This is a genomic window from Halolactibacillus halophilus (genome assembly GCF_900115605.1).
GTDB lineage: Bacteria > Bacillota > Bacilli > Bacillales > Amphibacillaceae > Halolactibacillus > Halolactibacillus halophilus.
In genome coordinates, this window is record NZ_FOXC01000053.1 from 1 (window position 1) to 14,016 (window position 14,016).

The window sequence follows — 14,016 nt, forward strand, 5'->3', positions numbered from 1 at the left end:
CAAGCCTTCATGGCATCACTTATAAAAATCCAGAATTGAAAAGCTCGGCTAACCTCTAGCCCAAAAAGGGCGAGGCCTAGCCGAGCTTTTCTTATTTTTTTGTACGTTTCAACATAGCTTGGGCAGATTTTGTTATAATGAAATGATGAATAAGTCTTGGAGGAATTAATGATGAAGACAATCGATACGTGGCAACACGTTTTTAAATTAGATCCCGCAAAATCGTTAACAGATGATGAACTTGATTTTGTCTGTGAATCAGGTACAGATGCGATTATCGTTGGTGGAACAGATAACGTCACACTCGATGGTGTGCTTGATTTACTCAGTCATATACGTCGCTATGAAGTGACCGTTGCATTAGAAGTATCAAATATTGAAGCCGTCACGCCAGGTTTTGACTACTACCTTATTCCGGTGGTACTGAATAGCACAGAAAAGAAATGGATGATGGACATACAACATGAGGCGATTAAATCGTTCGGGCCAATGATTCCCTTTAACGACCTTATCGCCGAAGGCTACTGTATCATGAATCCTGACGCGAAAGTCTATAAACTTACGAATTGTAAGCTACCAACAGTAGAAGACGCAGTCGGTTATGCAAAAATGGCGGAACATCTTTTCCGCTTACCTGTCTTTTATTTAGAGTACTCAGGTACAAAAGGAGATACCGACGTGTTAAAAAAAATTGCGAGTGAATTATCAAACACACAGATCATCTATGGTGGTGGTATTAAAACACTTGAGGATGCCAAAGAAATGAAACAATATGCCGATACGATTGTTGTCGGTAATAGTTTATATACCGATTTTAAACAAGCAATCAAAACAGTCAAACTCAATTAAGGAGGCGTTTTTGTGAACCATCCGTTACTACAAGGATTAAACCCAAAACAACAAGAAGCAGTTAAACATACCGATGGTCCTTTGCTTATTATGGCTGGGGCTGGTAGTGGGAAAACCCGTGTGTTAACACACCGGATTGCCTATTTAATCGATGAAAAAGATGTCTCACCTTTTAGTGTCTTAGCGATTACCTTTACCAATAAAGCCGCCCGTGAAATGAAAGAGCGGGTCGAAAAGCTGGTTGGCCCAGATGCAAAAAATATGTGGGTCTCGACTTTTCACTCGATGTGTGTCCGTATTTTACGCCGAGATATTGACCGGATTGGCTATAGTAAGCAATTTACGATTTTTGATAGTGCCGATCAACTCACGGTTATTAAGAATATTTTAAAGAATCAAAACCTCGATCCGAAGCAATTTGAACCACGGGCGATGTTAGGTATGATCAGCCAGGCGAAAAATGAATTATTATCCGCAAAGGATTATGCGAAAGCCTCACATGATTACTACACGAAAGTGGTCGCTGCTGTCTATAAGGATTATGAGAAAATCTTGCGCAAAAACCAAGCGCTTGATTTTGATGACCTGATTATGCAGACGATCGTTCTGTTTCAACAAGTACCAGACGTATTACATTATTATCAGCGTAAATTTCAATATATTCATGTCGATGAGTATCAAGATACGAACCATGCGCAGTATATGTTAGTGAAGCTGTTAGCGGCACGGTTTAAGAATGTCTGTGTCGTAGGTGACCAAGACCAATCGATTTATGGCTGGCGTGGGGCAGATATTAAAAATATTTTATCGTTTGAACAAGACTATCCACAGGCAAAGACGATTTTGTTAGAACAGAACTATCGCTCAACGAAACCTATTTTAGATGCAGCAAATGCGGTGATTGAACGCAATAAAAACCGGATCAAGAAAAACCTATGGACAGATAATCATGAAGGTGAGAAAATCATCTACCATGAAGCGGAAACAGAACGTTATGAAGCGTTTTATGTGGCGGATAAAATCAGTGAAGCGGTAAGAACAGGGCGTTTTAATTACCGTGATTTTGCGGTTCTTTACCGGACAAATGCCCAGTCTCGTGCAATTGAAGAAACCCTTGTAAAGGCAAATATCCCCTACCAAATGGTTGGGGGAACGAAATTCTATGACCGTAAAGAAATTAAAGATATTTTAGCTTACCTTAGACTCATTTCAAATCCAGATGACGATGTTAGTTTTAGCCGGATTGTCAATGAACCAAAACGTGGCATTGGTAAAACGACATTAGAAAAACTGCAGCACTATGCTGACTTACATGATATTTCTCTAATGACCGCGATTAAAGAAGTTGATTTTATCGGTTTAAGTAAGCGGGCCACAAATCAACTGCTTCAGTTCAGCGAGATGGTGATGAACTGGTATAAGAAGCAAGAATTTTTAAGTGCTACCGATATGGTGAATGATGTGTTAGAAGAGACCGAATATGAAGATGTGTATAAACGCGATCCTTCGATTGAGGCTCAAACACGACTGGAAAATATTAATGAATTTAAATCGGTCACGAAACATTTTGAAGCACAGGCAGATGACCAATCATTGGTTAGTTTTTTAACGGATCTTGCTTTGATTAGTGATATTGACCGGTTAGAAGACGGTGAAGATGCCGATAATAAAGTGACGCTGATGACGCTACATGCTGCTAAAGGGTTAGAATTTCCAGTTGTGTTCTTAATTGGTCTAGAAGAAACGGTCTTTCCCCACAGCCGGTCGATGATGGACGAAGAGGAAATGGACGAGGAACGCCGGCTTTGTTATGTCGGGATTACCCGAGCTGAAAAAGAGCTGCATTTGACACATGCGAATATGCGAACGCTGTATGGTCGCACGAACTTTAATAGTCGCAGCCGGTTTATTGATGAAATACCGACAGATTTAATCGAAGGCTTTGGGGTTGATTCTGTGACGTTAGATGACACATCGTTTGGTTTACCTGCGAAACCAACTAAGCCGAAAAAACGTCCGGTTAAAAAACCAGCACCAGGTGCTGGTGCTGATTGGCATGTTGGCGATAAGGCGGAACATAAAAAATGGGGCGTTGGGACAGTGGTAAAAGTATCCGGTGAGCCGGGTGAACGTGAACTTGACATTGCCTTTCCAGCCCCCGTCGGGTTGAAGCGCTTAATGGCGCAATTTGCCCCAATTACGAAAAAATAACGGGAGGACCAACGTGATGGGAGTAAGAGAAGAGATTGAAGCTTTAAAAGAGAAGCTTGTAAAATATAATCATGAATACTATGTGTTAGATCAACCATCGGTACCAGATAGTGAATATGACCGACTGATGCAGTCTTTAATTCAATTAGAAGAAAAACACCCAGAACTAAAAACAAGTGATTCACCAACGGTCCGTGTTGGTGGTAAGGTGCTCGATGCATTTGAAAAAGTCAATCACCAAACACCAATGTTGTCGTTGGCTAACGCCTTTAATGCGTCTGATTTACGCGCGTTCGATAAACGTGTTAAAGATACACTCGGAAAAACAGCAATCTCGTATGTCTGTGAACTTAAAATTGATGGTTTGGCCGTCTCGCTAACGTATGAAGAGGGTGAATTTATACTAGGCGCAACGCGCGGTGACGGATCTATAGGTGAGAACATTACTGAAAACTTAAAAACAATCCGGACCATCCCGCTAAAAGTGGATGCGACAGGCCGATTAGAAGTGCGCGGTGAAGCGTTTATGCCTAAAGCTTCTTTTTTGAAGTTAAATGAAGTTAGACTCGAAAAGGATGAAGAGCCATTTGCGAATCCGCGTAACGCAGCGGCGGGGTCACTGCGTCAGCTTGATAGTAAAGTAGCAGCTAAACGAAACTTAGATATCTTTCTCTATGCCGTCGGCGAGGCACCTGTTGAAAAAGAGGCGCATAGCACCTATTTAGCCTACCTTGATTCACTCGGATTTAAAACGAATAAAGAACGCGCGCTATGTTCATCGATAGATGATGTAATTGCTTATATTGAACGCTGGACGACAAAGCGGACGGATTTAGACTATGAGATTGATGGAATTGTTGTGAAAGTTGATGAGATAGCGGCTCAACAACAACTTGGCTTTACTGCCAAAAGTCCGCGTTGGGCAATTGCGTATAAGTTCCCAGCTGAAGAAGTAGTGACAACACTTGAAGATGTTGAATTTAGTGTAGGTCGTACCGGTGTTGTGACACCAACAGCTCTTTTAACACCAGTGAAAGTTGCCGGGACAACCGTTAGCCGTGCATCCCTTCACAATGGCGATTTCATTGAAGAAAAAGATATCCGCCTAAAAGATCGGGTCATCATTAAAAAAGCCGGTGATATTATTCCAGAAGTCGTGCGCGTCATCGAAGAAGAACGACCAGCTGATTCTGTCCCGTTTCAGATGCCAACGCGTTGCCCAAGTTGTGATTCAGACCTCACACAATTAGAAGGTGAAGTGGCGCTACGTTGTTTTAACCCGCAATGCCCAGCTCAGCTAACAGAAGGACTTGCCCACTTTGTTTCGCGTCTCGCGATGAACATTGATGGTTTAGGTGAGAAAGTTGTTGAACAGCTCTATCATGCGAGTCTTGTGAAAGATGTGAGTGATCTTTATTACTTACAACGTAACGATGTATTAAACTTAGACCGTATGGGTGAAAAATCTGTTGATAATTTATTAGCGGCGATTGAGGCGTCAAAAAACAATTCATTAGAGCGGTTACTGTTTGGCTTAGGCATCCGTTTTATTGGTTCAAAAGCAGCTAAAACGTTAGCCATCGCTTTTGAAACGATGGCTAACTTAAAAACGCAAGATAAAGAGGCACTTATGGCTGTTGATGAGATTGGTGATAAAATGGCCGATGCTGTCGTCAAGTACTTCAATGAACCTCATGTAGAAGTGTTACTAAATCGATTAAAGGAGCAAGGTGTGAATATGTCTTACACCGGTCCAAAAGCTCCTGAGGTAGTTGATGAAACCTTTAAAGATAAGACGTTTGTCATTACCGGCACGTTAGAACATTACAAACGTCAAGAACTAAAAGCATTATTAGAAGCGCGAGGAGCTAAAGTAACCGGCAGTGTGTCGAAAAAGACCGATGTATTAATCGCAGGTGTTGAAGCAGGTTCCAAGTTAGATAAAGCTGAGAAACTAGAGATTACGATTTGGGATGAAGCAACACTTAAAGATCACTTATAAAAGAGAGGAGGCGCCATATGAAACGACTTATACCACTCATCTTATTAGCCGTTGTTGTTGGGTGTGCCCCGCAGTATGAAGAAAATGATGAAGTGATTGATGAAACGTTGCCAGGTGAAGAACAAGAAACGGCGATTATTCCAAACTACCAAGTCGATGAATCCGATTATCAAGTCTTGTTGCCATACCGTTTAAGTGAGTCACGCGGTGTCACAACAAACCAAATCGCCAATCGGATTGATATCCGCGCACTTGAGAATGATTTAAGACGACATTCAACGGATGTATTTGACCCGGATGATTACTTCTTTCAAGAAGGTCAACAGATTGGAAGCAGTGAATTATATAGCTGGCTTGAGCGCTACAGTGAAACGTCTCAATACGGACTCAATCCAGCCGTCTCTTATACAGACGACAGTCCACTAGAAGAGAAGTTAGCGGATGAACGAGATAACCCAAAGTATTTAACCCACATTTTAGAACAAAATTATCTCGTGCGAACAGAAGAAGATACGGTCAAACTAGCAGGTATTTCGTTAGGAATCGCAATAAAATCAGAATACCAATTCCAAACAGAAATTGGCGGGCCATTTTATTACGAAACGATTTCCAATGAAAAGATGCTGTCAGAGGCAAAACGTGTCGCATCAGAAGTCGTTACCCGCTTGCGCCAAAAAGATGGGTTAATGGATGTACCAATTATGCTGGGAGTGTATCAAGAAGCCCCGCGTAACAGTTTAGTACCGGGCCACATGGTCGCTAAGACCGTTGTGGATGCTGGATCTGGTAATGTTAGTGGTTGGGAAACGATTGAAGAAGAGTATGTGTTATTCCCATCTAGCCGTGCCGGTCAAATTGATCCAGATTTATCAGCGATTGTAGCGGATTTCCAAGACGATATCCGTGAGTTTTTTCCGAATTATGTGGGCTTAATAGGGGAAGGCTTTTATCAAGGTGACCAGCTCAGAAAGTTAACGCTTGAGATTCCTATTACGTTTCAGGGTCAAGCAGAGGTGAATGGCTTCACCCAATATGTGTATGGTTTAGTTATGGATAGTTTTCAAACGCATTATGACTTAGAAGTGGTGATTAAGTCAGACCAGCAGCAAGAGAGTCTCATTACGCGTAAACGTGATGCAGAAAAGGCAGATGTCTATATCTATGAGTAAACCTATTTTCTTTAAATCTTCAGATAATTCAACAGAGTAGTTGCCTAAACTATGAAAAGTTTGCTATTATCATAAGTATGTTTAAATAAAGGGACGTAACATAACCGGAGGTGAATGAAATGACAGACATTTCAAAAGATCAAGTAAGACACGTCGCTCACTTAGCACGTTTAGCGGTAAGCGAAGAAGAAGTCGATATGATGACAAAACAATTAGGCGATATCATTCAGTATGCAGAACTATTAAATGAACTCGATACAACAGGCGTGGAACCGACGACACACGTACTTGATTTGAAAAATGTAATGCGTAAAGATGAGCCGCGCAAATGGATCACACGTGAAGATGCACTAAAAAATGCACCGGATCAAAAAGATGGCCAGTTTAAAGTGCCAACAATTTTAGAGTAGGAGGGAACAATATGTCAGTATTTGATTATACGTTAGAACAGCTACAAGCGAAACTACATAGCAAAGAACTTACAGTTTCGGACCTTGTTCAAGCTGCATATGACCGCATCGATGAAGTGGAAGAAGAAGTAAAATCATTTCTAACATTAAATAAAGAACAAGCGTTAGAAAAAGCAAAGCAATTAGATGAAGCAATGCCTGAGACGACAAATCCGTTATATGGTATTCCGGCTGGAATTAAAGATAACATCGTCACAAAAGGTCTCAGAACAACATGTGCGAGTCAATTTTTAAGTAACTTTAACGATCCATTGTATGATGCGACAGTTATAGATAAGTTAAATAAAGAACAAGCAGTTGTGATTGGTAAGTTAAACATGGATGAATTCGCGATGGGTTCAACAACCGAGAATTCAAGCTATTACGATACGCGTAACCCGTGGAACACAGATTACGTACCAGGTGGGTCAAGTGGTGGTTCAGCTGCGGCTGTTGCTGCAGGGGAAGTCTTTTATTCACTTGGGTCAGATACCGGTGGTTCTATCCGTCAGCCAGCATCATTTTGCGGGGTTGTAGGATTAAAGCCGACGTATGGCTTAGTGTCACGTTTTGGTCTTGTTGCATTTGCTTCATCCCTTGACCAAATTGGACCACTTACACGGACAGTAGAAGATAATGCTTACGTCTTACAAGCGATTGCTGGCCATTGTAACATGGATTCAACGTCAGCGAACGTTGATATACCGAACTATCATGACGTGCTTAAAGATGGCGTAAAGGGTCTTAAAATTGCCGTACCAAAAGAATACTTATCAAGTCAAGAAGGCATTCAACCAGAAGTACGAGAAAAAGTTGAAGCCGCTCTTGAGGTGTTTAAATCGTTAGGTGCAACAGTTGATGAAGTATCCTTGCCACACTCGAAATACGCCGTGGCTGCTTATTACTTGCTTGCATCATCTGAAGCAAGTGCCAACCTTGCTCGTTTTGACGGGATTCGTTATGGTCAGCGCGCGGAAAACGCGGAGAACTTAATTGACCTCTTTAAGAAATCACGTAGCGAAGGATTTGGTGAGGAAGTAAAACGTCGTATTATGCTTGGAACGTTTGCCTTAAGTTCAGGTTATTATGATGCTTACTATAAAAAAGCGCAACAAGTGCGAACATTAATTAAACAAGACTTTGATAAAGTCTTTGAAGACTATGACGTAATCATTGGACCAACATCACCAACACCAGCCTATAAGATTGGTGAAAAAATTGACGATCCACTGACGATGTACGCAGATGACGTCTTAACCATTCCTGTTAACCTTGCGGGCGTACCAGGCATGTCGCTTCCATGTGGTTTTAGTAACGATAGTCATTTACCGATTGGTTTACAAATCATTGCGAAACACTTTGATGAGAAAACAATTTACCGCGCAGCTTATGCGTATGAACAAGCAACCGAACACCATAAAGAACGCCCAAATTTGGGAGGTGCAAAATAAATGAACTTTGAAACAATTATTGGACTGGAAGTCCACGTCGAATTAAAAACAGATTCTAAAATCTTTAGCCCAAGTTTTAACCACTTTGGTGCTGAACCGAACGAAAATATTAGCCCGATTGATTTAGGTTATCCAGGTGTATTACCGGTTTTAAACGAAGAAGCTGTTAATTTTGCGATGAAAGCTGCGATGGCAATAAACTGTGAGATAGCGACAGATACAAAGTTTGACCGTAAAAACTACTTCTATCCAGATAACCCAAAAGCGTATCAAATTTCACAGTTTGATCAACCTATTGGGGAGCATGGTTATATTGATATCGAAGTAGACGGTAAAACTAAGCGGATTGGTATTACCCGCCTACACTTAGAAGAAGATGCTGGTAAACTATCACACACAGATGAGGGCTATTCATTGGTTGACTTTAACCGTCAAGGCACGCCGCTCGTTGAGATTGTGTCTGAACCAGACTTACGTTCACCAGCTGAAGCGTATGCTTATTTAGAAAAGCTTAAGAGTATTATTCAGTATACCGGTGTATCTGACTGTAAGATGGAGGAAGGCTCACTCCGATGTGATGCGAATATTTCGCTACGTCCAATCGGACAAGATGAATTTGGGGTAAAGGCAGAGCTTAAAAACTTAAACTCTTTCTCTTTTGTTCAAAAAGGACTTGAATTTGAAGAAAAGCGACAACAAAAAGTGTTGATGTCAGGTGGCGAAATCTTACAAGAAACGCGTCGTTATGATGAACAAACAAAAGAAACACTTCTTATGCGAGTAAAAGAAGGATCAGATGATTACCGTTACTTCCCAGAACCAGATCTTGTGCCACTTTATATTGATGACGCTTGGAAAGAACGGATTCGTGCTGAAATCCCTGAATTACCGGATGCACGTAAAAAACGTTACGTCGAAGACTTAAACTTACCAGCCTACGATGCGATGGTTCTCACACAAACGAAAGAGATGTCTGATTTCTTTGAAGCAGCTATTAAAACAGGTGCCGATGTGAAACAAGTATCGAACTGGTTAATGGGTGAAGTGTCAGCTTACCTTAATAAAGAACAAAAAGAACTACATGATCTGCCGATGACACCAGAAGCACTTGCACGTATGATCACGTTAATTGAAGATGGCACCATTTCTTCTAAGATGGCGAAGAAAGTCTTTAGTGAACTTGTTCAAAATGGTGGCGATCCGGATGAGATCGTTAAAGCTAAAGGCTTGGTTCAAATTTCTGATGAAGGTCAATTAACTGACATCATTACAGCGATTCTAGATCAGAATGAACAATCGATTATCGACTTCAAAAATGGTAAAGATAAAGCCATTGGTTTCCTAGTTGGTCAAGTGATGAAACAGACCAAAGGTCAAGCAAACCCACCAATGGTAAACAAGATCTTAATGCAAGAAATCAAAAAACGCTAACATTAAACAACAATATTACCTATAAATAGAAGGCTATCAATCACTTATTGATAGCCTTTTGTTATGAAAAGTGATATGATTTTGACGTGATACTTATAAAAATTAACAGATATAAATAGAGTGAAGAAGTAAGGGGGAACATTATGAAGCGAGCACGCATTATTTATAATCCAACATCGGGAAGAGAGGGATTTAAGCAAAAGCTTCCAGATGTTTTAGTAACGTTTGAACGAGCGGGGTTTATTACATCAGCCCATCAAACAACCGCAAAAGGTGATGCGACAATAGCCGCCCGTTTTGCTTGTGATGAACGTTATGATTTAATTATTGCCGTAGGTGGTGACGGGACAATTAATGAAGTTATTTCTGGCATGGCGGAACAACCGCACCGACCGACGCTCGGAATTATCCCTGCAGGTACAACGAATGATTTTGCGCGGGCACTAAAAATTCCGCGTCAAATTGATAAAGCCGTTCAAAGTATATTAAACGGGACAAAAGAAGCGCTGGATATTGGTAGAGTTAATGATCACTACTTCATCAATATTGCTGGTGGTGGAAAGATCACCGAAGTCTCATATGAAGTGCCAAGTAAATTAAAGACGGTACTTGGTCAGCTTGCGTATGTGATTAAGGGTGTGGAAATGTTACCGCGTCTGCGTCCAATTCGTACGCGGATTGAATATGACGGTAAAGTAATGGAAGAGGATATTATGTTATTTTTAATTGCGAATTCGAATTCGGTAGGGGGCTTTGAAAAGCTAGCACCTGATGCCCGAATGAATGATGGGGTCTTTGATTTATTTGTCTTAAAAAAATCGAACGTGGCTGAATTTATCCGCGTCATTTCTGATGCACTTAGAGGCCAACATGTCACAAATAAGAATGTCTTCCATACGACGGCAAGTGAAATTAAAGTGACGACAGACGAAACGATGCAGTTAAATGTTGACGGTGAATTTGGCGGGTTATTACCGGGGCATTTTATTAATTTAAAAGAACATATCACCTGTATCTTACCAACAGACGAACAAAAAGAGGCAGATGAGAAGAAACAAATTCTTGAATCGATTGAGTTTCCAGAGGATACAGCTGAGTAAGGATAAGAAGATTCCTTGTTTAAGGAGTCTTTTTATATTTCCCGGGAAATACTGTTGAATGTAATCCTTTTAAAGAAGGCAAGATTCTGCTACACTTACAACAGAAAACGAAGATAAAGGACGTTGAAAATAATGAGTAAACACGCACCTGTAAAGAAAAATCAAACCCTCACGTTAAGTTTTGAAGATATGACTCATGAGGGTAATGGAGTAGGGAAATTAGACGGTTATCCTGTCTTTGTTCCGAATACGTTACCTGGGGAAGAAGCTGACGTTAAAATCATATTCGTGAAGAAAAACTTCGCGATTGGTAAATTAGTTGAACTAAAAAAACAAAGTCCTCACCGCGTCGAACCACCATGCGCGGTCTATCATCAGTGCGGGGGATGTCAGCTGCAGCATATGAATTATGAGCTGCAGCTTGAGATGAAGCGCCAACAAGTTGAAAATGTCTTTAAAAAAGTTGCTCATATCACCGATGTTGAGGTAAAACCAACACTCGGAATGGACGACCCTTGGCGTTATCGTAATAAAGTTCAAATTCCTGTCGGTGAGAAAAATGGCGAGTTGATCACTGGTTTTTACCGAAAGAAAAGCCATGAAATTATTGATGGCATGGACACGTGTATCATTACCGATGAAGTTAATGACACCATGGTTGAAAAAATAAGAGAGATCGCAAGTTCACTCGGTATTCGTGCATACGACGAAAAGATTCATAAAGGCACATTGCGTCATATTATTGTCAGACGCGGAAAACAAACGGGTCAATTAATGTTAGTACTCGTTACAAGAACGAAAACATTACCGCATAAACAAGCGTTACTTGACGGGATCATCAAAGCTTTCCCTGAAATTGATTCGATTATCCAAAATGTAAATAGTCAACGGACGAATGTCATTTTAGGTAAAGAAACAATCACATTATATGGATCAGATTATATTTACGACACGATTGGTGATGTGAAGTTTGCTATTTCGGCTAAGTCATTTTATCAAGTGAATCCAGATCAAACAAAGGTCTTGTATGACCAAGCGCTTGCCTTTGCTGGACTCACTGGTAAAGAAACAGTGATTGACGCGTATTGTGGTATTGGTACGATTTCACTCTTTTTAGCTCAACAAGCAAAACACGTCTATGGTGTGGAAATTGTGCCAGAAGCGATAGATGATGCGAAGAAAAATGCTGAACTAAATCATATTATCAATGCCGAATTTGTCATCGGCGAAGCAGAAAAAGTCATGCCTTGGTGGACAGCTCAAGGCTTAAAACCCGACGTGATTGTTGTTGACCCACCTCGTAAAGGTTGTGATGAAGCTTTACTAAAAGCGATGACTGATATGGGCCCTGAAAGGATTGTCTATGTTTCATGTAACCCATCAACCTTAGCGCGTGATGTTAAATTATTATCCGGTCATTATAAGGTGAAACAGATTCAGCCGGTAGACATGTTTCCTCAAACGTCTCACGTTGAGACGGTCTGTCTTTTAGAAAGAATATAGTAAACATTAACCCTGAAAATACACTGTTTCCAGGGTTTCTTTCGTAACGGTCTGTCTAATGACTAAAATAGTGCACAGTTACTAAAAAAAAGACAAGACATATTGTAGTATCTGTAAGAATTATGAAATACGTTCATTCAAATAAATTCATTTTTATATTTCCCAATTTCAAAAAAAGTTTATGCATTTGACTTTACCATTGAGAATAATCTTAAAATGCCAAACTAATAATTAACAATATTAGAAAAAAAGGAGACGTCTATGATAAAAGCAATTTTTTTTGATATGAATGAAACATTACTCGATTTGAACAAACTTCAGGTTAAGTTTGATAAGTACTTCAACGATCGATATGTAATGAAGTACTGGTTTGTAAAACTTCTCCATACATCTACCGTTATCGGTAGTATAGGTGACTATGAGAATTTTGGAGAACTTGCTCGTGTAGTACTTAAAAGTGTATTCCGTGAAAGTCATGTAGCGTTGACTAAAGAGATAGAGGAAGATATATTAGGCACATTTAGAAAATTAGATGTTTATGACGATGTGCCAACAGCATTAAAACTCTTAAATGAAAATGATATAAAAGTAATCCCTGTATCAAACTCATCTCTAGAGATGATGAAAATGCAACTTTCTAATAGTGGCATTTTAAGTTTAGTTGATTGTTTTTACTCTGTAGATAGTGTAGAAAAGTATAAGCCGTTTTCAAATATATATGAATATGTAGCTGGAAAAGAAAATCTACAAGTAGATGAAATATATATGGTTGCAACGCATGATTGGGATTTGTTTGGTGCTCAAAAAGTAGGCCTTAAAACGGCATATATTGAAAGAAAACCCGGCGTATATAACCCGTATTATTCTAAACCAGACCACTATGAAAAAAATTTAATAGATCTTGTGAAAATCATAATTAATGAGAATGTAAGACTGTTAAGTGACGATGTTAAATAAAGAAGATTAAACGGTTTTTCTTAGACAAGTTCTCAGTGCACAGTATGGATAAGTTTCACTAAACTAGACAGTTTTGTTGAGGGCGGTCAAGCTTGTAGAACTAATCACTCGAGGGAGAAACCAATCATGGTAAAAACGCGTTAATCATTTACGAAATAATTTAAAAAACAAGTCGTCAAACTGTACTTAGCTGGTAAACTTAGAAATGAGCTTATCAAAGAGTATGACTTAATGCCATCAGTGGGATTCGTCAATTTAAAGAAACAACCGTCACAAGTATTCGGTATTAGCGATGTGTACGTTGTTACAAGTTGCTCGACCCACGCATTACTAAGTTGTGACAAAACGTGATAGTCGAGAAAAAGCAATTATAAAAGCTATTATAGGGATTTTTCATGCAAACCTATCCGTCCTTGTTCAGCTTTGCATGAAATCTCTGTACGCCAGTGCGAGTGTTTGTGTCCAGCTCTCTTCAAATTTCCTCTCGCGAAGGGATATTATTGTTACTCTCTAACAGACCTTACTGCCAAGTCTATATTGGACTATCAGCACTAAGTTATTATCCATGCCGGGCGTAATATAAAAGAAACCGATAGTCATTATAATGTGGACCCTTTGTCAAGGACATTTTAAAAAAAGACTCTCATGAAACATCTAATAAATATTGCTCTCTGTAACTAACAGGGGGCAATTTTTTTAGGTTCCATTGACCGCGCTGATGATTATAATAATCAATATAATCATCAGCGACAGCACGTAATTCATGAATATTTTTACAGTGATGATAGTTCATATCATTTTTTAAGTGGCCGAAGAATGATTCCTGAGGTGCATTGTCCCAACAGTTACCTCTCCGTGACATAGATTGACCCAGGTGATTAGCGGCTAATTTCT

Annotated in this window: 11 protein-coding genes; 10 read left to right on the forward strand and 1 reads right to left on the reverse strand. The window is 39.9% G+C overall.

Annotated features, from left to right (window positions below):
* Positions 1–171: 171 nt before the first annotated feature.
* The 10 genes from pcrB to BM098_RS12470 all read left to right on the forward strand — a co-directional run bounded on the left by pcrB (position 172) and on the right by BM098_RS12470 (position 13,122).
* Entirely contained in the window at positions 172–849 is a 678-nt protein-coding gene (gene pcrB, locus BM098_RS12425) for a heptaprenylglyceryl phosphate synthase (RefSeq protein ID WP_089833843.1), read from the forward strand.
* Positions 850–861: 12 nt separating this feature from the next.
* Positions 862–3,060 (forward strand): DNA helicase PcrA, encoded by a 2,199-nt coding sequence (gene pcrA, locus BM098_RS12430; protein ID WP_089833845.1) that lies wholly within the window; start codon positions 862–864, stop codon positions 3,058–3,060.
* A 16-nt stretch (positions 3,061–3,076) separates the two neighbouring features.
* On the forward strand, positions 3,077–5,062 hold the full coding sequence (ligA, locus tag BM098_RS12435) for an NAD-dependent DNA ligase LigA (protein ID WP_089833847.1): 1,986 nt from the start codon (positions 3,077–3,079) through the stop codon (positions 5,060–5,062).
* Between the two features lie 17 nt (positions 5,063–5,079).
* A complete protein-coding gene (locus BM098_RS12440) occupies positions 5,080–6,231 on the forward strand; it encodes a CamS family sex pheromone protein (protein ID WP_089833849.1) in 1,152 nt (383 codons plus the stop codon).
* 119 nt (positions 6,232–6,350) lie between these two features.
* Entirely contained in the window at positions 6,351–6,641 is a 291-nt protein-coding gene (gatC, locus tag BM098_RS12445; protein WP_089833851.1) for an Asp-tRNA(Asn)/Glu-tRNA(Gln) amidotransferase subunit GatC, read from the forward strand.
* Between the two features lie 11 nt (positions 6,642–6,652).
* A complete protein-coding gene (gene gatA, locus BM098_RS12450; protein WP_089833853.1) occupies positions 6,653–8,131 on the forward strand; it encodes an Asp-tRNA(Asn)/Glu-tRNA(Gln) amidotransferase subunit GatA in 1,479 nt (492 codons plus the stop codon).
* The gene (gene gatB, locus BM098_RS12455; protein WP_089833855.1) at positions 8,132–9,562 is read left to right on the forward strand and encodes an Asp-tRNA(Asn)/Glu-tRNA(Gln) amidotransferase subunit GatB; all 1,431 of its coding nucleotides are present in this window, start codon (positions 8,132–8,134) and stop codon (positions 9,560–9,562) included.
* Between the two features lie 143 nt (positions 9,563–9,705).
* The gene (locus BM098_RS12460; protein ID WP_089833857.1) at positions 9,706–10,662 is read left to right on the forward strand and encodes a diacylglycerol kinase; all 957 of its coding nucleotides are present in this window, start codon (positions 9,706–9,708) and stop codon (positions 10,660–10,662) included.
* A gap of 132 nt (positions 10,663–10,794) precedes the next feature.
* Entirely contained in the window at positions 10,795–12,165 is a 1,371-nt protein-coding gene (rlmD, locus tag BM098_RS12465) for a 23S rRNA (uracil(1939)-C(5))-methyltransferase RlmD (protein WP_089833859.1), read from the forward strand.
* 261 nt (positions 12,166–12,426) lie between these two features.
* Entirely contained in the window at positions 12,427–13,122 is a 696-nt protein-coding gene (locus tag BM098_RS12470; RefSeq protein ID WP_089833860.1) for a haloacid dehalogenase type II, read from the forward strand.
* 643 nt (positions 13,123–13,765) lie between these two features.
* On the opposite strand, the gene BM098_RS12475 is transcribed toward BM098_RS12470, so the two are convergent.
* Positions 13,766–14,016, reverse strand: a 251-nt coding sequence (locus tag BM098_RS12475) for an IS3 family transposase (protein WP_143423419.1), incomplete at its 5' end; no start/stop codon positions are given.